This window comes from uncultured Tenacibaculum sp. (genome assembly GCF_947495995.1).
Classification (GTDB): domain Bacteria; phylum Bacteroidota; class Bacteroidia; order Flavobacteriales; family Flavobacteriaceae; genus Polaribacter.
Genome location: NZ_CANMAX010000002.1, coordinates 390,047 through 415,369, shown reverse-complemented (window position 1 = coordinate 415,369; position 25,323 = coordinate 390,047). Strand labels below are relative to the sequence as shown.

The window sequence follows — 25,323 nt, the reverse complement described above, 5'->3', positions numbered from 1 at the left end:
CGATTAGGTTTTAGCAAGTTCTTTATGAGTTATTCTTACAGATTTAAATACGAAGAAGTACAAAACAAGTGTTAGTATAAATCCGCCTAAAGCAATAGAAAACGGTATTTGTAGTCCATATTTTTCAACTACTACTCCTACGCTTAATGAAGCTAATAACACTCCTAGATTTTGAAAAAAATGTATTTTACTATAATCTAAAGCATAAGAATCTGGTGTACTCAATTCGAATAAAAGAATGTCGAATTTCACAACACCTTGAAAAATTGCCCATCCGTAAACTATTCTACCAATTACTACAAAAGCATCAGAAGGAATTCCTTGAAGAAAAAGTCCGATTAAAGCGATACAAAGTGCATTGATAATACCTTTATAACCATCTTGAGTTTTTCTTTTATTATTAATCCATAATGTGACTAATGCTACAAATCCAGGAATCGCATACACTGTTCCTGATATGAATTTAGTTTTATATGCTGAAAAGCTCTCCCAATACAACGAGAAAAACGGTCTAATTAAGAAATCACTGAAATATAAAATCAGTGTTATTAATCCCAATTTCAAAATAAAACCTTTAGGAATAAATTTCTCTTCAGAATTTACTACTTCGTCTGAAACAATTAATCCTGTAGCATATTTATCACTCTTTAATAAATATCCGCTCATTGCCATTTGGATAAAATCTCCAGCAGCCATGATTAAAAAGATATTTCTAGGATCAATTAAATCTACTATTAATCCGCCAATTACTGCACCTAAAATTCCGCCTAAATGCACAACAACAGATAATAATCCAATGGTTTTAGGATGTTCTTCTTTTGTTATTATTTTTAGAATGTAAGGATATACTAGAAGGTAGCTTCCTTTGAATAAAATCATTACTAAAGAAACAATCCAAAAAGTGATGTATGAACTGGTATAAAAGCAATATAATGCTAAAATTCCAGCTACAAACTGAGTATACACTAATATATTCAACTCTGAAACTTTCTTAGAAACATAAGCCCAAAATGGGAAAGCAATCATTACCATAAAGCATATCGCAGCAAAGTAATAACCAACCATTTCTGGATCTTTTACACCAAAACGCAATTCAAAAAATTGCGGGTAAAAAGGATGTAATAAATAATCGCTAACAACAGCAACTAAAGTCATTAAAATCAAAAAGTTTTTTAATTTCATTTGTTTGTTTGAATTTCATCATTTACCAGTGAATGAAACAATCTACTTGGTTGCCTATAGATTGCTTCATTACATTTCACTAGCAACGACGATTTACATATTTACTAATTGATTAAATTCATTAGAATTTCTTCTTCTTGACTCACACCGAATTGTTGGAAAGCAATTTTATTTTCAATAGAATAATGTTCTACTCCTGTCATTTCTTTAATAATGTAAGAGTTTCTATACGCTGCCATTCCTAAATCTGGAGTTACAAAACCATGAGTATGTAGTTCAGCATTTTGAACAAAGACTTCGTTTTTATTAATATCTATACTATAATTACGTGCTACATCAAAACGTTCTTTATCATCCCACTGAATTCTTTCAGAAACACCTTCTATAAAATCAGGTAATTGGTAAGAATATCCAGTAGCTAAAACAAGACCTTCAGTTTCATGTTTAAAGTATTTATCTTGTTCAACTTGATGTAATTCTAAAGTAACTGTATTGTCTTCTATTTTTGTTTCAATAAGCTCGGTATTCGTTCTTAAAGAAACTTTTAATGGTTCTTCAGAAAGAACTCTTTTTGTGTATAAAGTCTCATGAATAGCAGCAATTAAATCACTATTAATTCCTTTGTATAAATGTTTCTGATTTTTAATTAAATCATCTCTTTTTTCACTAGATAAATTGTAGAAATAATCTACATATTCTGGAGATGTCATTTCTAATGTTAACTTAGAATATTCTAAAGGGAAGAATCTTGGAGATCTTGTAATCCAATTTAATTCGTATCCTACAGTATCTATTTCCTGTAGTAAATCATAGAAAATCTCAGCAGCACTCTGACCGCTTCCTAGTACAGTAATTTTCTTTTGCTTTTGTAATTCTTCTTTATGATTTAAATATGCTGAAGAATGCACTGCTTTTCCCTTTAGTTTTTTACAACACTCTGGAATATAAGGTGGAGTTCCTGTACCAAGTACTAATTTTTTAGCCTTATAAATTTTTATTTCATTTGTCTTTTTACAAGTAGATGTAACTATATAAATTCCTTGATTTTCATCATAATTAATATGAGTCACTTCTGTATTAAAATGAACATTTGATAATCTTTCAATTGCCCACTGACAATATTGATTGTATTCATTTCTTAATAACAGAAAGTTTTCACGAATGTAAAACGAATACATTCTTCCTTTTTCTTTGATATAATTTAAGAAACTGAATTTATTTGTTGGGTCAGCTAATGTTACCAAATCTGCCATAAATGGAATTTGTAACGTTGTATCTTGTAATAACATTCCCGGATGCCAATCAAACTTTTCTTTTTTATCTAAGAAAATTCCATTTAAATTTTCGATTGGATCTGTTAAACAAGCCAAACCTAAATTAAAAGGCCCTACTCCTACTGCAATAAAATCTGCTACATTTTTATTCATAATAATTCGGTTTTTGGTTGATATTGTTTTCCTGTTTCTTCTATCATTCGAACAATATTCAATAAGTTTTGTATTGTATTTTTAGGATTTAATAAAGTGAATTTTAAGAAGATGTTTCCATTTAGTTTAGTACTTGCAATAGAAGCTTTACCTGCTTTAAACAAAGTGTTTTTGATATATAAATTCACATCGTCGTGAGTTGGTTCGTGTGCTGCTTCAGAGTTTTTATATCTAAAAACTACAGTACTTAATTCTGGTACATGAGCAAGTTCGAAATTCGGATTATCATTCATGTAATCGTATACTTGCTTTGCTAACTCATGAACTTGTTCTAAATACGCTGCAATAGTTTTAGTTCCTAAAGTTTTTAAGGTTAACCAAACTTTTAAAGCATCGAATCTTCTTGTTGTTTGGATAGATTTTTCAATTAGATTAGGACGCTCAATATCTTTATTTTCAATAGGGTTAAGATAATCTGCATAGTAAGACACATACTTAAAATGACTTTTATCTTGAACTAAAAATGCACTACAACTAACAGGTTGGAATAATGTTTTATGAAAATCTACAGTTACAGAATCTACCATATCCATACCTTTAAAGTGATGATTATGAGTTTCTGTTAATACATAACAGCCTCCATAAGCTCCATCTACATGTAACCACATGTTTTGCTCTTTAGCAATTTTCCCAATAGTTTGTAACGGATCAAAACTTCCGTAATCTGTAGTTCCTAACGTAGCTACAACAGCAATAGGAATGTTTCCTTCTTGCTTTGTTTTTTCAATGGCCACGTATAAAGCTTCAGTATCCATTCGCATTTTAGCATCAACTTTAACCGGAATTACAGCATCGTAACCTAACCCTAATAAAGCTGCATTTTTTTGAATACTGAAATGTGATTTTTCTGAACAGAAGATTTTGAATTTATTTACTTCTTCAGACCATCCATTCTGTTTGATGTTGATTCCGAAGTTCTCAAAAGCATAATGATCTCTGGCCATTAATAAAGCCATAAAATTAGATTGAGTTCCACCACTAGTAAAAACTCCATCTGATTGATCATTAAAGCTAAATTCATTACAAATCCAACGAATGACTTCTTGTTCTATAAAAGTTGCCGAAGTACTTTGGTCCCATGTTTCAACTGCTGTATTTACAGTTGTAGCAATAAGTTCTGCTACAATAGATGGCAAAGTAATAGGACAGTTTAAATGCGCCACATAATTAGGATTATGAAAGCAAATTGCATTTTCTATATATAATGAGTTTAATTCATTTAAAACATGGTCTATAGGACTTGAATTAGCTATACTTACTAGTTTTGCTTTCTCTTTATTGTTTCGTATTTCCTCTAAATCATCTCCTTTATAAAACTTTCGATTCGCTAAAAACTTTTGAACATGATCTAAAGTTTTAGATATGTAATCTTCATATAGTTTAAGTGACTCGTCATTAAAAAGATAATTATTTAATGACAATTCTTTAAAAGGAGGAGCTGCGTTTACAATCATTATTTTTATTTAGTCTTAATAATAAAAGCAAAATTATTAATGAGTTTCAATTAAATTATGACGGAAAAAGGATTAAAAAAGACGTAATTTTTATAACTTTAATTTTAGAATGATAGATCAAAAAATGAACAACTCCTCTGCTGATTTTATAAATTTTATAAATAATTATATCTCTTTATCTGATGAGGCTTCTGAAGCAATTGTAGACAGGATAGAATATTTAACTTTAGAAAAAGGAGAAAATTTAGTTAGTGAAGGTAAAACCTGTAAAGAACTATATTTTATAATTAGTGGCGCAGTTAGAACATTTTTTTATAAAAATGGCAAAGATATTACCCATTGGATCTATACTGGAGGTATATTCACTTCATGGCACAGTTACTTGTCACAAACTCCTTCAAAAGACTATTTAGAAACAACTGAAGCAACTGAAATTGTTGCTATAACATATGATAAATGGCAAGATTTATATAAGCTTTATCCAGAATTAGAACGTTTTGGTCGTTTACTGGTTGAAGAGCAAATGGCCTTAATAGATGATTTTTATAAAGGTTATTACTTCTTATCTGCTAAAGAAAAATATGATTTATTAATTTCTGCAATTCCTAATATTACACAAATCGCAAATCTTGGACACATAGCTTCTATGCTTGGTATTAGTCAAGAAACATTAAGTAGAATAAGAAAATAATTCGATTTTGATATAGGTCAAAAAAAGATAAACAAAGCTCTTATAATTTTGCAGTATCACATTCAATAACAACGGATATGAAACAGAATAATTTTATATGGGCCGATTTGTCGTGCTACAGACCAGAAAAAGCAAAACAGTTTTATGAAAATGTTTTCGGTTGGTTGTATGCAAACGATAATGAATATTATACAGCTTATAAAACTGATAAACCTGTAGCAGGTTTATATGAAACTCCAGATAAGTTTAAAGCAATAAAAATGCCTGCATTTTGGATGTCTTACATTCAAGTAAATGATGTAGATAAAAGTGTAGAGAAAGCCAGAGAACTTGGTGGAATTATTGAATTAGTAACTCATGATAGTTCTTTTGGTAATGTTGCACTTATTAGAGATACTTTAGGTGCTGGATTTACTATTTACGATGGAAATTATCTAAACGCTAGATATCATAACTTAAATGGTGGTTTACTATTTAATGAGCTTCATGTTTCTAATATTGAAAAGGCAATTTCTTTTTATGAAAAGTTGTTTGATTGGAATTTCAATTGTATTGATAAAACTAGTTATGAAGTGTTTAATACAGACAAAGAACATATAGCTAATATCCATGAAATTCCTGAAACTATACGAAGTAAATATGAATATTGGATTTGCACATTTAGTGTTGAGAATGTTGATTCAACATTAAAAAACATTAAAGAAAATGGCGGATCACTAATTTTTGATGAAGGAACTCGAAAATTATGCTCTGATGGTACTGAAGCCTTCTTTTATATTCAAAATATAAACAACTAAGTGTATGAAAAACTCAACATTAATAGTTCGAAGTGTATTTGTAATTCTATTGCTAACAGGAACAGCTCAATATTTTAGTTATACTAATAATCAGCAAAATGAGAATGCAACTACTAGTTCAAAAATACCTGTAAAGTCATCAGATACAAATAAAATAAAAAAGACTAAAACGTTAGTTGGCAAATGGAAAGTGAATTATAATTCTGAAACTTTTAAAGGAGCTATAGTTTATAATATTAAAAAAGACGGAAATACTTTCAATGCATATACTTATGAATATATAGATATGGAAGGTTATAGAGAGAAAGCAAAAAATAAAAAAATACTGATCATAACATCAGTAGGAAGTAAAAGTGGTAAAGGAGTTTACAATATTAAATATGAGAATAATGTATACAATGTTCCTTGTACCATTAAGATTATTGATAATAATAGCTTTATTTTAAGTTATGATTATTTCGGATATAGTGATAGTGAAACTTGGAAAAGATTATAAATTATGATTGAATATTTATCAGAAAAACTAGATTGGATTGATGTAAATTATTGGTTCTACATATTTAATGACCTAAGTTTAATATATATAATACTGCCATTCTTTATTATAGAATTGATTAGATATGCTTGGCAAAAACGTTTAAATAAGGAATTAATTTTTGATAGTATTGCCAATATTATCACTTTTGGAGCTTTTTTTCTTATCGAAATTATTCTTGGTTTATTAGCAATTACTAAGGTTTATTATTGGTTGTATAATAACTTTAGTTTACCACATTTAGAATTAAATTGGATTACAATTATCTCATGTATTTTACTTGCTGATTTTGCTTATTATTGGGAACATAGAACCATGCACAGAATAGGAATTGGTTGGGCAACACATACAGTTCATCACAGTTCACCACATTTTAATATGTCTGTTGCATATCGATTTGGTCCGTTAGATGCTATTATGCCAATTGTATTTTCATTACCAATTGTAATGTTAGGCTTCGATCCTATTTTGGTATTACTTTCAGAGGTTTTTGTACAAGTATTTCAAACATTATTACATACAGAAATCATTGGGAAATTGACAAAACCTATTGAGTTTATCTTTAATACTCCATCTCATCATCGTGTGCATCATGGTTCTAATAAGCAATATTGGGATAAAAATTATGCAGGAATTTTAATTATTTGGGATAGAATCTTCGGGACTTTTGAGCCTGAAGTTGAAACAGTAAAATACGGAATTTCAGAACCGTTAAATAGTACAAATCCTATCAAAGTATTTTTCCACGGAATTACTCGTTTGAGTAAAAAAATGAAATCTGTACATGGATTTAAAAATAAGTTCCTAGTATTAATAAAACCGCCAGATTGGCTTCCTAAATAAGGATTTAGATTATTAAAAAAACGCGAAAACTATAATTAGTTTTCGCGTTTTTATTTTAAGTAAAATTCATACTCTAAAATTATTTAAATGCTTCTTTTAATAACTCTTGTAAGCTATTCCAAGATTTCTGATCTGCTTCTGCATTATAAGCTAAAGGTAAATTGAATTTTTCTCCATTAGCATCTGCAGTTTTTGAAGTAAAACTATGTTTTGCTCCAGGATAAGAAAAATATTGGTACTTCGCTCCTATTGAATCTAAAGCAGATTTAAATGCTGTAACAGATTCTGGACTTACAAAAGGATCATCTGCTCCATTACATACTAAAACTTGAGCTTTTAAATCTTTATTAGGCATGACAGGTAAAGCAACTCCACTGTGAAAAGCAGCAACAGCATCTAGATCAAATCCACTGTTTGCCATTGTTAATGCGACACTTCCTCCGAAACAATATCCAATAGCAGCTATTTTTTCACCATCTACAGATTCATGTTTCTTCAATAATTCTACAGCAGCATTAAAACGATTTTTCGCTACTGGTAAATTTTTCATAACACTTCCTGCAAACTTTCCTGCATCATCTGGGTGATTTGCCTGTTTTCCATCTCCGTACATATCTACAGCTATGGCTGTATAACCTAACTTGGCTAACATGTCTGCACGTTCTCTTACATAATCATTATGTCCCCACCATTCATGAACTATTAAAATTCCTGGTCGTTTTCCTTTTTTGTTTTCATCAAAAGCTATATATCCTTTTAAATTTGTAGAATCAGAAACATAAGTAACTTCTTCTCCTTTTACTTTAATAGGTAATTCTTTAGCAACTTCATCTACTTTAGGTTTAGTTTCAGTTTTTTCCTTACAAGACACCACTAAAGCTAGTGCAGCGCATACAATAAAAGTATTAAGTAATTTCATTAGTAACAGTATTTTATTTGGTGATATAAATATACTCATTGTTATTTTAAATGATGTTTTAATACTCAAATAATAGTTTCTTTAGTTTTACAAAACGTTATATCAAACAATAGCTTTAACTTTGTTAGATAACCAATTCATTAATTGTATTAATTTTTAATTTCATGACTAAAAAATTATTACTTGTTGGATTACTATTAGTAACCAACTTAGTAGGATTTGCACAAGAAAAAATTCAATCGGGTCCGATGGTAGGATATTCAACGATGCGTGAAGTTTTATTATGGGTTCAAACTACTAAAGCTTCTGAAGTTCATTTTGAATATTTTGATAAATTAAATCCGAAAGAACGCTTTAAAACAGATGTTTTTACAACCAATAAAAAAGATGGTTTTGTTGCTCAATTAGTAGCAGATAAAGTTTTACCAGGAAAAAAATATACTTATGAAGTATTTGTGAATGGTAAAAAAGTGAAACGAGATTATCCTATGGAATTTCAATCGCAAACACTTTGGCAGTGGAGAACAGATCCTCCTGAAATTAATTTTGCAATAGGAAGTTGTACTTATATTAATGAAACGCGTTTTGATAGACCGGGAAAACCTTATGGAAGTAATTATGAGATTTTTACAACGATGCATTCTAAAAGACCTGATTTTATGCTATGGTTAGGCGATAATACATATTTAAGAGAAGCTGATTGGAATTCTCGTACTGGTTTTTTACATAGATATACGCATACAAGATCTTTAAAAGAATTACAACCATTATTAGCTTCTACACATAATTATGCAATTTGGGATGATCATGACTTTGGACCAAACGATTCTGATGGAAGTTTTCCTTTAAAAAATACAGCTGCTGAAATGTTTAAACTTTTCTGGGGAAATCCTAATTACGATGCTTTAGGAACTGGTGGAATTACAGGTTCTTTTCAATGGGGAGATTTAGACTTTTTCTTATTAGACAATCGTTATTATAGAACTGCAAATAGGAATTTTACAGGTGAACGTCAAATGTTAGGTAAAGATCAGATAGACTGGTTAATTAATGCATTATCGTCTAGTAGAGCTCCGTTTAAATTTATTGCTATTGGAGGTCAAGTATTGAGTTCTGAAGCAATGCACGAAAACTATGCTACTTTTCCAAAGGAAAGAGCTTATTTAATTCGTAAAATTAGAGAAGCAAAAATTGAAGGTGTTATTTTCTTAGATGGAGATCGTCATCACACAGCTTTAAGTGTTATGAAAGAAAGTAGTAGTGTTTATCCTTTATATGATTTAACTTGTTCTCCTTTAACTTCTGGAGCGCATGCAAGTAAAGAAGAATTCAATAATTATAAATTACAAGAAACCTTAGTTGGTGAACATAATTTTGGATTAATGAAAGTTAGTGGCCCTCGTACTGATCGAGTTTTAACCATTCAAATTTTGAATAAAGATGGTAAAGAAATGTGGACTAAAAAGATTAAAGCTAGAGATTTAAAATACAAATCTAGAAGAAGATAATTATAAAAAAAGTGCCTGTAAATTTACAGGCACTTTTACTTTATATCAATTTGAATTTAAAAGCTTTAATCTTTGTATCCTCTTCCAGGAGTATATGGTGCTCCTAAATTGATTAACTTCTTTTCTAACGCTTTTAAATCTTCATTATACACTTTTTCAGCTATCCTTTTTACTACAGTGATTTGTTCTTTAGCAATAGCATAACTTTCTCTATGTGTATTTGTTGGTGTTGCTGTAGAATACTTTTGTTCATATCCGATAGAACCTAAACGACTAGCAGGCGATAATGGTTGATCGATATCTAATCTACGTTTGATAGGATCTCCATATAATTCTAATTGCATTTTCTCTAATTGTTCTTCTATCTCTTTCACTTCAGCTAATAAGCTTCCTAATGGTTGTTCAGCTTGTTTAATAGCTACTTTGATGTAACGTATTTTATTTCTTGAATCAGATAATAGATTACGTGTAATTCCCATATCTGCCTGTAATTTTGCCAATTGCTTTTGGAAAGCCACTTTTTCTAAACGATCCTTAGCTGGCATTTCTACATTATTCAAAGCTTTTACAACAAAAGATACTGGAGTTGTTAATGTTTCTAAAACTCCATCTTTTAATAAAGCCATTTCTACAGTATAATTTCCTGGAAAAACTAATGTTCCTTCTCTATTTCCACTAAATGGATTATAAAAACCAGGTCTACTTAAATTTATAGGATCTTGAGGTGTATATCTTAAATTCCAGTGGAAACGTTGAACTCCTTTACGAACTGATTTAAATTCCTTTTTAACTACACTTCCGCTATTATCTTTAATAATGAAAACTAATTCTTCTTTAGCTTGATCAGATTCAGCTTTTAAATCATCGTAACTTGGATAAGGAGTATCTGAACCAGATTTGGTTAATTTTTTCTCCTTTTTTTGTCTTTCACTTTTTAAAGACTTATAACTTGAATCATAATAATACGTGATAAGTGCTTCTGGCCCTAAGTTTTTAGCTGTATAATGATTATCTCCTTGAAAAGCTTTTCCTGGTAATCCTAATGGGCTACTTTTTTCCCACATTAAAGCTGTACGAATTGGATAAATTTTAGCTTTTTCAGTTGGTTTTGCATTTTCAATAGTTCTTAAAACAGAATAATCATCTAAAACATAAAAACCACGTCCGAATGTTCCTAAAACTAAATCATTCTCACGTTCTTGAATTGCTATATCTCTAACAGCAATTGTAGGTAATCCACTTTTTAATTGTTTCCAATTTTGTCCTTGATTTGGTGTAAAGAAAGCACCGAATTCAGTTCCTACAAACAACAGATTTTTATCTACATGATCTTCTTCAATTGCATAAACACTACCTCTTTCAGGTAGATTAGAAGCAATAGAAGTCCAGCTTGCTCCTTTATTTGTTGATTTAAAAATATACGGCTTAAAATCACCATATTTATGATGATTGAAAGCTACATAAATTACATTTTCATTGTGTCTTGATAAGTACACACTATTCACATATGATTGATTTGGAGCTCCAGGAACGTTAGAAATCTTACGCCAAGATTGTCCACCATTTTCAGAAATATGAATTAAACCATCATCTGTACCAGCAGCTAAAAGATTCTTATTTATTGGAGATTCTGAAAAAGCAACAACACTTCCATAAAGTGAGGTAGAACCGTTTTTCATTACCGCATCAATACTCACTACTCTATCGTAAACTTTTAATGTATTACGATCTATTTGTTGTGATAAATCATCACTAATAACTTCCCAAGTATTTCCGTAATCATTAGATCTAAATACTTTATTCGCTGCAAAATATAATCTTCCAGGCGCGTGCTTACTTACCACTAATGGTGCATCCCAATTAAAACGATATGCATTTTCACCTTTTCTAGCTTTAGGTTTAATTCCTACTTTTTCTCCACTCTTTTTATCGAAACGAACTAAACCTCCATATTGAGATTGCGCATACACAATATTCGGATTATTAGGATCGATTTGAGACTCAAAACCGTCTCCTCCATTAGTAATAAACCATTCTGAATTACGAATTCCATGATTTGTTAAAACTCTTGATGGTCCTCCTAAACTAAAATTATCTTGAGTTCCTCCATAAATATTATAAAAAGGATAATCATTATCTAAAGCAACTTTATAAAACTGTGTAACAGGTAAATTTTCTTTGAAATCCCAAGTTTTTGCAGCATCGAAAGTTTCGTAAATACCACCATCACAACCTACAACCCAATGTTTGTTGTTATTTGGATTAATCCACATACAGTGATTATCTACGTGTTTGGTGTCCTCTCCTACTAACTCAAATGATTTTCCTCCATTATGAGTTACAGACATCCAAGTATCCATTGAATACACTGTATTTTCATCTACAGGATCGGCAATAATTTCTTGATAATAATTTCCACTTGTTACATGAGAACTTTGTTTTTTCCAACTCGCTCCTCTATTTGTTGATACGTAAAAACCACCTTTTCTGTTCGCAGCTTCAACAATAGCATATATTTTTTCTGGATTCGCTGGAGATATAGCTAAACCAATACGACCTAATTCAACATTTGGTAAACCTTTGTTGATCTTAGTCCAAGTTTCACCTCCGTCAGTACTTTTGTGCATTGCAGAACCTGGTCCGCCTCCAACATAAGTATACACATGACGTCTTCTTTGTAAAGTTGATGCATATAAAATATTTGGATCTCTTGGATCCATAACTACGTCATTAACCCCCGTATGAGTGTCAACTTTAATTACAGATTTCCAAGTTTTACCTCCATCTTCAGTTTTATACAAACCTCTATCTCCTCCTTTACTCCATAAAGGTCCGATAGCAGCTACATAAACAATATCAGAATTTTCAGGGTGAACTATAATCTTTCCAATATGTTCAGAGTTTTTCAACCCCATATGTTGCCAAGACTTTCCTCCATCTAAAGATTTGTAAATTCCATCTCCGTAAGAAACGGAACGCTGATTATTATTTTCTCCTGTTCCAACCCAAATTACATTTGAATTATTTGGATCCATAGTAATACAACCGATAGAATAAGAACCTTGTGAATCGAAAATTGGCTCGTAAGTAACTCCTGCATTTACAGTTTTCCAAACTCCACCTGCTGCTGTAGCAACATAATATTCGTATGGATTTTTAGGATTGAAAGCAAAATCTGAAATTCTACCAGAAGTTAAAGCTGGACCAACATTTCTCCACTTAAGGCCAGAAATATTAATTGATGCTAAAGGAGACTTCTCTGAAGTTTTCCTTTTTTTTCTTTTTTGTGCATCACAAACTTGGGAAAAACTAAATAGCATACCAAGTATAATGACAAGTGCTTTTTTCATTTATTATAAATTTCTTGATTGATATGTGTCCAAATTACAAAACAAAAATCGTAAGTAATCAATTATAGAAATTTCAAACAAATTATTCTGTTTTGTAAGCAGTAAACCTCGGTTTTTCTTAATTATATGTTAATAAAACTACTATAATATTTAGAAGTAAAAGCGTATTTGAAAAAAACAATTACGCATTTGAAAATTGTATTGATAAGTGTAGTATAAAATCTAAACTTTATTTCTCTAATCGAAATAATAAAATTTAATATCATGAAAAAAATTACTTTATCATTACTACTTATTTTAACAGCTTTTTTTAGCTACGGACAATGGGCAGGAAGCACTGGAACATCTGGAAATATATATAGATTTGGAAATGTTGGTGTAGGTACTAATAATCCACAATCTATTTTTCAAGTTGGAACAGGAATGTATTTTCATAATGGAGGTACACAGCAAATTGGTTTTAGGTTTAATCCTAATAATGGTTCAGATACCGATCCATCTAGATATGGAGGTACTATAAGATTTGATCCTAACTCTGGCCAGTTTAGTCTTGGAGTTTCTTCATCTTTCACTAATAATCCTTCAAGAATTTTAGTAGCAACTAGAACACAACGTGTCGGAATTCGTACAGCTATTCCTGATGCAACTTTAACTGTTAATGGAGATATTCATGCAAAAGAAGTACGTGTAGATTTAAATATTCCTGCAGATTATGTTTTTGAAAAATATTACAAAGGAATTTCTCAATTAAAAAGCGATTATACAATGCCAACACTTGAAGAAGTTGCAGCCTACACTAAAGAAAACATGCATTTACCAGGTATTCCTTCAGCAAAAGAAATTAAAGACGAAGGATTGCACCTAAAAAAAATGACGAATCTTTTATTACAAAAAGTAGAAGAATTGACATTATACACAATTGAACAAGAGAGAAGAATTAAAGCTTTAGAAAAAGCTCTTGAAGCTAAATAATTTAAAACCATCCATTATGAAGAAAATCATAATTATATTATTTAGTTTATTTGGCTTTTTAAGTTACAGTCAGTCTTGTCCGTTTCCTAATTCTGTAATTCCAACACCAAATGCGACATCGGTTTTTATTAGTTGGAATCCCGTTCCAGGAGCATCAGGTTATAACGTAACAGTAGTTGGGGTACAAACTATTTTTGCAACAGCAGGTCAAACAGTAACAAGTTTTGGAGGATTAACTCCAAATACAGTGTATTCATATTCAGTAACTACAGCTTGTCCTTCAGGAAATAGTATTCCTTTTACGGGTTCTTTTAGAACTTTGGATTCAGGTGCTGGTGATTGTCCTTTAAATCGTGTAATTACTGAAACAGCAACAGCTGGTCAGTTTAATTTTCTAAGTGCTCAGAATAGAATTTCGGCAAGTAATATTATTTTAACGAATATAAATGCTGAATACGATGCTGGTGAGCGAGTTCGATTACTACCAGGTTTTCATGCTAGATCAGGATCTATTTTTAAGGCTTTTATTGAAGGTTGTACACCACAAGGAAGATCAATTAGAATAAGTACTGCAGGAAACAAAGAAATTTTATCTGACAATTCAACTTTTATATTTCCTAATCCTATCACAAATACTATAAACATAGAAAGTAATAAGGATATCAATACAATAGAAATCTTTAATCAAATTGGTATGGTAAAAAGTAAAAATAAGCTGTCTATACTCAATAAGAAAAGTTCTTTTGACATCAGTAATTATAGTACTGGTTTTTATATTGTTAGAATTACATTTAAAGATGGAAGTTTCTTAAATAAAAAGATTATTAAGAAATAATACTTTTGATAAAAACAGAATCGACCTTAAAACTAAAGTTTTACAGGTCGATTCTTTATATTTTTACAATAAACTAGTTATTAATTAATCCCTGACCTTCAATCCAAGGAGCTCCAGCTTGTTTAAGACGTCGCTCAATTCCTGGCATTGTTGTATTTAGTACAGTGTTTAATTTAGTTTTTACTTTTTGTAATTGACTCTTAACTCTTCTTAAAAAACCTTTATGAGTTCCAGTTGGTCCGTATGTACTTGTAAAAGCTCTCCACGAAATACTAGTTCCTTCACCCGCATTAGGGTTTGATTTTTCTCCGATTAAATCTTTTACAGGATCGCCTCCTAGTTCTTTTTGAATCGCTAGTAAGTCTAATCTAACCTTATTTATATCTTTTAATAAAGCATCATTTGGCGCTGTTGTTTTATGTGCAGCACGTTTCATTGCTGAAATTTTCTGTAATTGCTTCCTCATCTCAATGTTGGTAGCTGTTAAATCTTGTCTGAAAGCAAATACGTCTTCTCTAAACGTATTCATTTCATTATATGATTTTCTTGGTAAAGCTCCTTCATACATAGGAATTACTTTAAATTCTTTTGGCGCTTCTAGTATAGTAGTTACACCATCCACGCGTTTTACAAGTGTCGCCGTGTACGTACCAGGAGTTACTAAAGGTCCGCCGCCAAAAAATCGATTACCGCCTCTTACGTTTAATCGTTCTCCGTTTTTACTTGGATAATTAAGTCTCCAGTTCACTCGGTTAAATCCTTTTTTGTTTGTTCCTTTAACTGTATTTACCAACTTACCTGAAGCATCTTTAATTAACAATTCAATACTTGGTTTTTCTTGATTTGTTTCTTTTTCAATAGCTTCCCATCCTGGGAAATCAGTATTATTTTTCTCTCTTGCTTTACGTTCGTCTTTTAAAGATTTTACTTTATCTGACATGAAATATGTAAAACGAGCTCCGTAAGCTGGATTTGGTGCTTTATATTCAGCATCTCCTTGACTTCCAACTCTACTTGCTTGTTTATACCAATATGCATCTTTTATAGGAAACAATGTCGCTTCTTTTGATAGCATAGATTTATTGAAGTTACGTAATGGTGTAATATCATCTAATACAAAAAATCCTCTACCGAAAGATGCTCCAACTAAATCATTTTCTCTACGTTGAATTGTAATATCTCTAAAAGAAATTGTTGGAACTCCTCCTTTTAATTGTATCCAATTTGTTCCGCCGTTGTAAGTAAAATAAATACCATATTCTGTAGCTGCGAAAATTAAATCTTTATTTACATGATCTTGTACTAACCTCCAAACTAATAATCGTTCTGGTAAATCTCCACTGATGATCGACCAACTTTTTCCTTTATTTGTACTCTTAAGAATATAAGGTTTATAATCTCCATATTTATGATTGTCAACAGCTGCATATACTACATTTGCATCAAATAAATCGGCACGAACATCATTAACAAAAGGAACAAAACCTAACCCTTTTACAGTGTTTAATGAGGATTTTCTCCAAGTATTTCCTCCATCTTCAGTAGTTTGAATAATTCCATCATCTGTTCCAGCATATAATAAACCTTCTTGTTTTGGTGACTCAGCTAAAGATGTAATCGTATTATAGTTAGACATTGCATATACATCCCATGCATTATCCCAACTTTGTTGTTTTCCGTAATATGGTAAAGTAATACGTTCTTGATTTAAAGTTAAATCTTTAGAAATTGGAGTCCAATCATCTCCTCTATTTTCTGAACGCCAAACACGTTGAGAAGCAAAGAATAAACGTTTTGGATTATGTGGACTTACTAAAATTGGTGCATCCCAATTAAAACGTTCGAAAGGATCTCCTTCTAAAGCTTGAGGTTGAATAAATACCGTTTCTTTTGTTGTTTGATCTATTCTCCAAAGTGCTCCTTGTTGAAATTCACCATAAGTGATATTCGGGTTACCTGGCTCAATAGCAGATTGATGTCCGTCAGCTCCTAAAGTTTTCCACCAATCACCATTTGTAATTCCATCTGAATAAATTGTTTGTGACGGTCCACCATGTGATCCATTATCTTGAGTTCCACCGTATATTTTATAAAACGGTTTAGAATCATCAACAGCTAATTTAAAATACTGAGTAATTGGTAAATTTCTAATGAATTTCCAGCTTTTAGTTAAATCAAAACTTTCATATAAACCACCGTCAGTTCCAAATAAAACATAATTAGGGTCTGAAGTTTTAAAAGCCATAGCATGGCTATCTACGTGCTTATTACGCTCATTCATAGTATAAAATGTTTTACCATGATCGTCTGAAATTTGCACGTAATTATTCATTAAAAACAATTTTCCTTCATGATGAGGAGACGCATATAGTTCTTGATAATAATGTGGACCAGTACCACCAGAAACTGCGTTAGATTGTTTTTTCCAAGATTCACCTCTGTTTGTAGACATAAAAAGTCCTCCTTTTCTTCTATCTAACTCAATTGCAGCATAAATAACATCTGGATTAAAAGGAGAAATAGCTAAACCAACTTTTCCTAAGTTAGAACCAGGAATTCCTTTTTTTAATTTTGTCCAAGTTTCACCTCCGTCAGTACTTTTGTGAATTCCAGAACCTGGTCCTCCACCTAAATATCCTGCAACAATTCGCTGGCGTTGCCAAGTAGCTGCATATAAAACATCAGCATTTCTAGGATCCATAACTAAATCGGTAGCTCCAACCCATTTGTTATCTCCTAAAGTTCTTTTCCATGTTTTTCCTCCATCTATTGATTTATAAACTCCACGTTCACCACCTGAAGTCCATAACGGACCTTGAGAAACAGCCCAAATAATATTAGAATCTTCTGGATGTACTACGATTTTTGATAAATGCTCTGAGTTTTTTAATCCCATATTTTTCCAGCTCGCTCCATCATCATGACTTACATAAATACCATCTCCGAAAGCCACATGACGACCACCAACATTTTCTCCAGTTCCAACCCAAATTGTATGTGGATTGTTTGGATCGATAGTTATAGCACCAATTGAATATGATTTTTGCTGATCAAAAATTGGTTTCCAAGTAGTTCCTGAGTTTGTAGTTTTCCAAACACCACCAGAACCAACAGCTACATACCAAACATTTTCATTTTTAGGATGAATAGCAATATCTGCAATTCTTCCAGAAGTAAAAGCTGGTCCGATATTTCTAAGCGGCAAACCACTAAAGGTTTTACTACTAATTTTTTGGGCTTGTAATGGAATTATTAGAAGCATAAGCCCGAATGCAATTAATAATTTTGAAATTGAATTCATTGTTTTAGATTTATATGATTAGGCTGGTTTAATTTTCTCTAATTATATATTTTCTATTTCACTGCAAACAATCTCTTTTTCTTAGTCTATTTTTATTTGAAAGTTTCAGAAGATAATTCCTGAACTAATTTTTCTATCATTTCAACTCCTTTTTCTAATTGTTCTTTTGCTATAAACTCATTAGCTCTATGTGCTTGTGCTATAGATCCTGGTCCGCAAATTACAGATTGAAAACCTTCATTTGCAAACTGACCAGCTTCCGAAGCATAAGCCACTGTATTTAATTTCGAACGTCCACATATATTTTTAATTAAATTGACAACGTCTGCATCATTTTTTGTATCTAAATGTGGAACAGATGGATGATTTTCAATAGTTTTAATAGAAAAATCTGGAAATACTTTTTTTAATTCTGATTCTCTTTCTCTACAATATGCTTCAAATTCAGCAACAATTTCATATACATCATCCATAGGAACGGTACGTAAGTCCCAGTAAAAATGAGCTTTATCTGCAATAATATTTGGTGCAATTCCACCACTTACTTGGCCAATATGAATTGTAGAATGTGGAGGATGAAAACGATCGTCAAATTGTTTATCAGCAATTAACTGATTCATTTTATTCTCTAACCAAAGAATTAAACGCATCGATTCGTGAATAGCACTAACTTCTTGTTTTATTCGACTGCTGTGACCTTCTGAACCACTAACATAAGTTTCTAGAATATAAATTCCTTTTTGCCCAACAATAGGTTCCATTAAAGAAGGTTCGCCAATGATTGCATATTTCGGAGTTTCTTTGTAAAAGTTTTTAATTGTGTTTGCCAGTTCAGTTCCCGCTAAACAACCAATTTCTTCATCATAAGAAAAAGCAAAATAGATTGGTTTTTTTAAGTTAGCTTTAATCATTTCAGGTAATACAGCTAAACAACAAGCGACAAAACCTTTCATATCACAAGATCCTCTACCATAAAGTTTTCCATCTCCTTTATCTATTAATGTGAAAGGATCTGTTTCCCATTTTTGACCAGCTACAGGAACAACATCAGTATGACCAGATAGAATTACGCCACCATCAACAGCAGGACCAATTCTACAATGTAAAGAAGCTTTATTTCCTTCTTCATTAGGAACCAAATGTGTTTCTACTCCAAATGATTCGATATATTCTTGAATCCAATGAATAATATTTAAATTACTTTCACCTCCAAGTACTGGAAATGATACTAGTTTTGCTAGAATTTTTTCTATGGTCATATTAGCTATAATTTATTGCTACTGCTATAATTAATGATAAAAAGGCAATTCCGATTAAACTGATTAATACTGGAAATATAAATCGGATCCATCGATCTATAGGAACTCTACACATACTCAACATTGCTATGAGTCCGCCTAAAGTCGGATTAATTAAATTTGATAATCCGTCTCCTATTTGAAATGCCAAAATTGTTACTTGTCGTGTTAAACCTAATGATTCTCCAAGAGGAAGCATAACCGGTAAAGTCGCTAATGCTTGTCCGCTTCCAGAAGGTATAAAAAAGTTAATAACTGATTGTGAAATTGCCATACAAACAGCTGATGCGTGTAATGGCAAACCTTCTAGAATTGTAGAAAGTTGATAAGATATTGTATCACCAATATTTCCCATTTCCATTAATACTTTTATAGAAGTTGCAAAACCTACCATAAAAGCACCTGGTGCGGCAATACTTACTGATTTTAAAACCGTTTCACTCATTTTTGTTGCACTCATTTTTGAGACTAAACCACTTAAAAGTGCAATCATTAGAAATACAGCCGAGAGTTCGTTTATGTACCAATTCAGGTTAAAAACTCCATATAAAATAATGGATAAGCCGATAAAAAAGATAGAAATAACCAACCAATTATTAGTTGTTAATTTATATTGATCTATTGGTTTGGATAAAGACAATTCACTTGTATCAAGATCTTTGCCTAGACTTTTATTTGGATCTGAAGTAATTTTTTTAAAATAACGTACGTTATAATACGCCATTATTGATAATGCTGTAAAACAAAGAATACTTCGTAATAAAGCTCCAGAAAACATTGGTAATTCTGCAATTTTATGTCCAGTTCCAACAGTATAAGCATTAATTGGTGATAAACCGAAACCTACTGTCATTGCTCCAACTGAAATACCAGCTGCTAGAATTAAATCGCCGCCTAAAGCTAAACTTAGAACGGCTGCAATTGGCACCATTGCAATATTATTCTCGTAACCTATGGCAATACCAAGTAAGCCATAGATGAACGTCATAATTACAATAATTAAGTATTTATTTTTTAAACCTAATTTTTTCACTAAAGTTCCTACAGCATTTTCAACGGCTTTAGTTTTATCCATAAAACCAAACATAATTCCACCTGCTAGTACAATAAAAATAATTTCTACAGCAGCTTTAAATCCTAAAGGAATGGCTTTAAACATATCCAATATTCCAATTGGCGTAGATGCAATCGTTTTATAAGAATTAGGTACAACTGTGCTTTTTCCATTTACTATAATTCTTTCATACATTCCTGCCGGAAGTAGGTAAGTTAAAAGTGTGATGAAAATGATAATACCAAATAGCATTGTTATTGCGTGAGGTATTCGTTTAAAAAAAGACAATTTAGATTCTGACTGATTATTCATTAGTTAATTACGGCAATATTTATATAAAATTTATTGTTATAAATATATTGTAATTTTAATATCCAGCCGCTTGTCCGTCTTTACGACTTTCAGAAGCTCCATGATAGACTTTATTTATATCGTCCCATAAAATTGCTTGATAACCACCGTAAATCCCTCTAGCAGTACCAATTCTGTGACCACGATCCATTAATCCTCGAATTGTAGTGTAAGGAATTCCTGATTCTGTTCTAACCGTTCCTGTATTAGTTGTAATCGCTCCCATTGGACTAGCACCGCCAGTATGATCAAACCTTGGAGCATCACCTGCTTCTTGAAGATTCATTCCGAAGTCAATTAAATTCATCACAATTTGTGTATGTCCCATAGGTTGAAAATCTCCACCCATAACTCCGAAACTCACAAAAGGTTTTCCATCTTTAGTAATGAAAGCAGGAATAATTGTATGAAAAGGACGTTTACCAGGTTCGTAAGTATTTGCCTGACCTCTTTTTAAACTAAACAGCTCTCCTCTATCTTGTAACATGAATCCTAATTTTGGAGGAACCATACCTGAACCCATACCACGATAATTACTCTGAATTAATGAAATCATTGTTCCATTTTTATCAGCAACAGTCATATAAATTGTTTCTCCAGCAGAAATTTTACCAGCAGAATATTTCCCAGCTCGTTTTCCTATTTCTTTTCTTCTCTTATCTGCATATGTATCCGATAATAATTCTTCAACAGGAACTTTAAAAAAGTCCATGTCTGCATAATATTTTGCACGATCTTCAAAAGCTATTTTTTTAGCTTCAGTAAATAAATGCAAATGCTCTGCACTTCCAAATTCTATATTTGAAAAATCGTAACCTTTTAAAATCTGAAGCATTTGTAAAGCCGCAATTCCTTGTCCGTTTGGAGGTAATTCCCAAACATCGTAACCTCTATAATTCACTGAAACAGGTTGAACCCATTCTGATTTATGAGCTGCTAAATCTTTTTCTGATAAAAATCCACCTTGTTCTTTTATGAATTTCCCTATAGTTTTTGCGATATTACCTTTGTAAAAAGCATCTCTTCCTCCTTTTGCTATTTTTCTATAAGTATTAGCTAAAAACGGATTTTTATAAATTTCTCCTTCATTTGGTAATTTCCCTCCATTTTGATTTATATAAGTTTCTTTTAAATTCGGAAAGTTTTTTGACTGATAAAAAGGAATACTTCTGTTTAAATACCAAGCAATTAGTTCTGTTAGTGGAAACCCTTTCTCTGCATAATCAATTGCAGGAGCCAAAATTTCTGTCATTGGTTTAGAACCAAACTTTTTGTGCAATTCAAACCATCCATCGACAGCTCCAGGAACACTTACCGGTAAAGCTCCATGAGATGGAATTTTCTTCATGTTTTGTTTTTCAAAGTACTCAAGTGTAAGATTCTTTGGTGAACGTCCACTAGCATTTAAACCGTAAAGTTTCTTAGTCTTTCCGTCCCAAACAATTGCGAAAAGATCTCCACCAATTCCACATCCTGTAGGTTCCATCAATCCTAGAGCTGCATTGGCTGCAATGACAGCATCAATTGCATTTCCTCCTTTTTTTAGGATATCTAAACCTACTTGTGTTGCGATAGGATGACTGGTAGCCACCATTCCATTTTGTCCTAATACTTCAGAACGTGTAGCAAAAGATTTTCCCGTAATCCTATCTTGAGCATTTAAAAATTGTATAGCAAAAAGTGCACAAAATGTATATAGAAATATATTTTTCATTGACTTTAGATTTCATTATTTGGTTAACCCCTAAAATACTAAAGAAAACAGAGATTATTTATCATAATGATAAGATTTAACAAGACTTGGTAAAATGTTATTTATAACATTCACTTTTTGAAATCTTTCTTCTATTTAGTTTTTATCCAATTCACAGCTTTTCAATAAATAACATTTTTTATTGAAAAGTTGTTTTTACTTGTTGAAACATAATTAGTATCTATAATTAAAAAATAGATTTATAACTTTACGAGAAATAATTGTATTTAACCAAATCATCATGAATCTATTTACTTTTAAACTTAAACAAATACTTGCTGGAAGTACATTACTTTTAATACTGTTTTCTTGTAAACAAGAACAAAAAGAAAAAGAAGAAATTAAAAAAGACACGACTAAAACTGATTTAAAAGCTGCCTTAACATTTTATGCTTCGTTTGATAAAGATGTAACCGCAGATTTTGCTCTTGGAGACAAACAAATGTATACTATTCCTAGCAGAAAAGCTGTAGATTCAGCTAAAGTTGGATTACATAAACCTGATATTACTAGACAAGATGGAAAAGGTAAATATGGAGCTGGTTTGGTATTTACCGAGCGTAGTTCTGGAAACATTTATTACCCTAGTGAGAAAAACATTAATTACAGTAAAGAAAATTGGAATGGAGCTGTATCTTTTTGGTTAAGTTTAGATCCTGCTGTGGATTTAAAACCAGGATATTGTGATCCTATTCAAATTACAGATGTAAGTTATAACGATGCCGCAATTTGGGTAGATTTCACTAAAGAAAATCCACGTGATTTTAGATTAGGAGTTATTGGAGACAGAGATGTTTGGAATCCAAATCCTGAAGGTCCAGATAACGAAAACCCTATTTTCAATAAAAGATTGACTGGAGTGAAGAATCCACCTTTTGGAACAGGTAAATGGACTCATATTTTAATCAACTTTTCTGGTTTAAATACAAAAGAAGGAAAAGCTTCTTTATACATGAATGGAGAACTTAAAGGAACGCGTGAACAAATTGATACTCCTTTCACTTGGGAAGTATCTAAATCGAATATTTACTTAGGTTTAGGTTATATCGGTCTTTTTGATGATTTATCAATTTTCAACAGAAATCTTACTTATAAAGAGATTAAAACTTTGTACGGTTTAGAAAACGGAGTTCAAAGTATTTTAACTGAAAAATAAAAACTAAGAATTTAGCCATGCTTTAAAATCACTCGTTTTTTGTCGGCTTACTATAAATTCCTGATCTCTTGGGTTTAGTAAAGCTAATTTTACGCGATGATTAAAATATGGTTCTATTTTTTGAATCGAAAATTTTGAGACTATTTGTCCTCTATTTATCTTATAAAATTTAGTTTCATCTAAAGAGTTAAATAGTTGATCAATAGTCTCATCTATTATATATCTTTTATTATTTGTAACGCCAAACGTAATGCTATCTTGCGAATACACATATAAAAGTTCTGTAGTTCTTATTTGTACAAAACCGCTACCTTCTTTTACCAAAATACCAGACCTTTTCTGAGGAGTTTGAATGCTATTCAATAATTCTTTTAAAACTGTTGGCGCAATTGCTGTTGTTGTCTTATTCTTTTTTTGAAATTTCTGAAGTGCATTTTCTAAATCAACTTGTTGAATTGGTTTCAATAAATAATCAATACTATTTACCTTAAACGCCTGAATTGCATATTGATCGAAAGCAGTAGTGAAAATAATTGGAGCTTCTATTTCTATTTTCTGAAAGATTTCAAAACTCAAACCATCAGCAAGTTGTATGTCCATAAAAACTAAATCTGGATCAGAATTTTCTTTAAACCAAATTACAGCATCTTCAACAGCATCTATAACCTCAAGTAATTCAAAGTTAAAAGCACTTTTTTTTAGCAAGTTTTGTAATTGTCTTGCTGCTCTTGGTTCATCTTCAATAATTAATATTTTCATTGCTTTTATTTTTGATCAGATAGTTTTAATAAAGGTAATGTAACAGTGAAAAATTCACCATCGTTATTCACTTCAATAGATTTGTTTGATAGTAAATTATAACGCTTAACGATATTTTTTAATCCAATTTTTGTTGAAGGTAATTGTGTTGATTTTTTCTGAATTCTATTACTAACAATTAACTGATTTTCATCGGTTTTTACCGTAATTATTAAAGGTTTCGATTTTGAGACTACATTATGTTTAATTGCATTTTCTATTAAAAGTTGTAAACTCATTGGAATAATCATCATTGTTAAAGCTTGATCTTTAATTTTCCAATCCACTACTAAATTATCTCCAAATCGTTCTTTTTGAATATGAATATATGATTTAACAAACTTTAATTCATCTTGTAACTGTAGTAAGTTAGAATTCCCTGATTCTAGAATAAAACGATACACATCAGAAAGTTTATCTACAAATATTTTTGCATCTTCTTTGTCTTCAACATCAATAATATCTCGTAATGTATTTAAACTATTGAATAAAAAGTGTGGCTGTGCTTGATTTCTCAATGTATCTAACTGAGCTTGAATCATTACCTGTTTGGTTTGTTCTTCTTCTCGTATAGACTTTTTCAATCGAACATAATAATAAATAGCTTCATAAATCGCCATATCCATAACTACTATAATTGTTATTGCTAACAGTACTTTAAAACTCATAGTATGTCTTGAGGTAATATCAAAAAGACTAAAGAAATAAGTCAGAAAATAGTTACCAAAGAAATCTGCAGCAAAAATTACTGTAACAATAGCTATAAAAAGTATTGAAATACGTTTAAAATCATCTTTAAAATCTGGGAATTTTCTTCTCAAAAAGATTAAAATAGCTCTAATAACAAACCAATCTATAATTGTAAAGAATAATGAAGAACTCCATCGAATAAATAAAATGATAAAAGGATTATCCATCGACATATCATTAAAAAGAAAGCTCGTAACAAAACTGATGACAATAATACCAATAGTACTAAACCAAAAGTCGTTAAAACCTAAATACTGTATGCGTTTCTCTTTATTGAACAATTTCATAA

Annotated in this window: 19 protein-coding genes; 8 read left to right on the top strand and 11 right to left on the bottom strand. The window is 31.1% G+C overall.

The annotated features are described in order from the left end of the window. Positions 1–3 precede the first annotated feature (3 nt). The 3 genes from Q1A15_RS07010 to Q1A15_RS07000 all read right to left on the bottom strand — a co-directional run bounded on the left by Q1A15_RS07010 (position 4) and on the right by Q1A15_RS07000 (position 4,123). Positions 4–1,182: an MFS transporter gene (locus tag Q1A15_RS07010; RefSeq protein ID WP_299620914.1), complete on the bottom strand. Its 1,179-nt coding sequence runs from the start codon at positions 1,180–1,182 to the stop codon at positions 4–6. 104 nt (positions 1,183–1,286) lie between these two features. Continuing rightward, the gene (locus tag Q1A15_RS07005) at positions 1,287–2,609 is read right to left on the bottom strand and encodes a lysine N(6)-hydroxylase/L-ornithine N(5)-oxygenase family protein (protein WP_299620911.1); all 1,323 of its coding nucleotides are present in this window, start codon (positions 2,607–2,609) and stop codon (positions 1,287–1,289) included. Further along, positions 2,606–4,123: an aspartate aminotransferase family protein gene (locus tag Q1A15_RS07000; protein WP_299620908.1), complete on the bottom strand. Its 1,518-nt coding sequence runs from the start codon at positions 4,121–4,123 to the stop codon at positions 2,606–2,608. Before Q1A15_RS07000 ends, Q1A15_RS07005 begins: the two co-directional genes overlap by 4 nt. 109 nt (positions 4,124–4,232) lie before the next feature. Here Q1A15_RS07000 and Q1A15_RS06995 point away from each other — a divergent pair, with 109 nt between their 5' ends. From Q1A15_RS06995 to Q1A15_RS06980, 4 genes are all read left to right on the top strand, one after another. Next, positions 4,233–4,814, top strand: coding sequence for a Crp/Fnr family transcriptional regulator (locus Q1A15_RS06995; RefSeq protein WP_299620905.1), 582 nt, complete (start codon positions 4,233–4,235; stop codon positions 4,812–4,814). Between the two features lie 77 nt (positions 4,815–4,891). After that, complete coding sequence (locus tag Q1A15_RS06990) at positions 4,892–5,611, top strand: VOC family protein (RefSeq protein ID WP_299620902.1); 720 nt, start codon at positions 4,892–4,894, stop codon at positions 5,609–5,611. 4 nt (positions 5,612–5,615) lie between these two features. Next, positions 5,616–6,107 (top strand): hypothetical protein, encoded by a 492-nt coding sequence (locus Q1A15_RS06985; protein WP_299620900.1) that lies wholly within the window; start codon positions 5,616–5,618, stop codon positions 6,105–6,107. A 3-nt stretch (positions 6,108–6,110) separates the two neighbouring features. Further along, the gene (locus tag Q1A15_RS06980; protein WP_299620897.1) at positions 6,111–6,989 is read left to right on the top strand and encodes a sterol desaturase family protein; all 879 of its coding nucleotides are present in this window, start codon (positions 6,111–6,113) and stop codon (positions 6,987–6,989) included. Between the two features lie 79 nt (positions 6,990–7,068). Here the strand turns inward: Q1A15_RS06980 and Q1A15_RS06975 are convergent, their stop codons facing one another. Continuing rightward, a complete protein-coding gene (locus Q1A15_RS06975; protein ID WP_299620894.1) occupies positions 7,069–7,908 on the bottom strand; it encodes a dienelactone hydrolase family protein in 840 nt (279 codons plus the stop codon). A 164-nt stretch (positions 7,909–8,072) separates the two neighbouring features. Between Q1A15_RS06975 and Q1A15_RS06970 the strand changes: the two genes are divergently transcribed. Continuing rightward, positions 8,073–9,416 carry an alkaline phosphatase D family protein gene (locus Q1A15_RS06970; protein ID WP_299620891.1) on the top strand — a complete coding sequence of 448 codons (1,344 nt, stop codon included), beginning with the start codon at positions 8,073–8,075 and terminating at the stop codon, positions 9,414–9,416. A gap of 65 nt (positions 9,417–9,481) precedes the next feature. Here Q1A15_RS06970 and Q1A15_RS06965 read toward each other — a convergent pair whose 3' ends face one another. Then, on the bottom strand, positions 9,482–12,766 hold the full coding sequence (locus Q1A15_RS06965) for a glycosyl hydrolase (protein WP_299620888.1): 3,285 nt from the start codon (positions 12,764–12,766) through the stop codon (positions 9,482–9,484). A 264-nt stretch (positions 12,767–13,030) separates the two neighbouring features. Here Q1A15_RS06965 and Q1A15_RS06960 point away from each other — a divergent pair, with 264 nt between their 5' ends. Further along, a complete protein-coding gene (locus tag Q1A15_RS06960) occupies positions 13,031–13,738 on the top strand; it encodes a hypothetical protein (RefSeq protein ID WP_299620885.1) in 708 nt (235 codons plus the stop codon). 16 nt (positions 13,739–13,754) lie between these two features. Continuing rightward, the gene (locus Q1A15_RS06955) at positions 13,755–14,573 is read left to right on the top strand and encodes a 3-coathanger stack domain-containing protein (protein ID WP_299620882.1); all 819 of its coding nucleotides are present in this window, start codon (positions 13,755–13,757) and stop codon (positions 14,571–14,573) included. A 73-nt stretch (positions 14,574–14,646) separates the two neighbouring features. Here the strand turns inward: Q1A15_RS06955 and Q1A15_RS06950 are convergent, their stop codons facing one another. The 4 genes from Q1A15_RS06950 to ggt all read right to left on the bottom strand — a co-directional run bounded on the left by Q1A15_RS06950 (position 14,647) and on the right by ggt (position 22,291). Continuing rightward, positions 14,647–17,874, bottom strand: coding sequence for a glycosyl hydrolase (locus Q1A15_RS06950; protein WP_299620879.1), 3,228 nt, complete (start codon positions 17,872–17,874; stop codon positions 14,647–14,649). Between the two features lie 92 nt (positions 17,875–17,966). Beyond that, positions 17,967–19,133, bottom strand: coding sequence for an acetylornithine deacetylase (gene argE / locus Q1A15_RS06945; protein WP_299620876.1), 1,167 nt, complete (start codon positions 19,131–19,133; stop codon positions 17,967–17,969). Position 19,134: 1 nt separating this feature from the next. Beyond that, entirely contained in the window at positions 19,135–20,538 is a 1,404-nt protein-coding gene (locus Q1A15_RS06940) for a TIGR00366 family protein (protein ID WP_299620873.1), read from the bottom strand. Positions 20,539–20,593: 55 nt separating this feature from the next. Beyond that, positions 20,594–22,291 carry a gamma-glutamyltransferase gene (ggt, locus tag Q1A15_RS06935; RefSeq protein WP_299620870.1) on the bottom strand — a complete coding sequence of 566 codons (1,698 nt, stop codon included), beginning with the start codon at positions 22,289–22,291 and terminating at the stop codon, positions 20,594–20,596. A gap of 280 nt (positions 22,292–22,571) precedes the next feature. Between ggt and Q1A15_RS06930 the strand changes: the two genes are divergently transcribed. After that, positions 22,572–23,486 carry a LamG-like jellyroll fold domain-containing protein gene (locus Q1A15_RS06930; protein ID WP_299620867.1) on the top strand — a complete coding sequence of 305 codons (915 nt, stop codon included), beginning with the start codon at positions 22,572–22,574 and terminating at the stop codon, positions 23,484–23,486. Positions 23,487–23,489: 3 nt separating this feature from the next. Here the strand turns inward: Q1A15_RS06930 and Q1A15_RS06925 are convergent, their stop codons facing one another. Then, positions 23,490–24,245 (bottom strand): LytTR family DNA-binding domain-containing protein, encoded by a 756-nt coding sequence (locus Q1A15_RS06925; protein ID WP_299620864.1) that lies wholly within the window; start codon positions 24,243–24,245, stop codon positions 23,490–23,492. Between the two features lie 5 nt (positions 24,246–24,250). Continuing rightward, complete coding sequence (locus Q1A15_RS06920) at positions 24,251–25,321, bottom strand: histidine kinase (RefSeq protein ID WP_299620861.1); 1,071 nt, start codon at positions 25,319–25,321, stop codon at positions 24,251–24,253. Between the last annotated feature and the right edge of the window lie 2 nt (positions 25,322–25,323).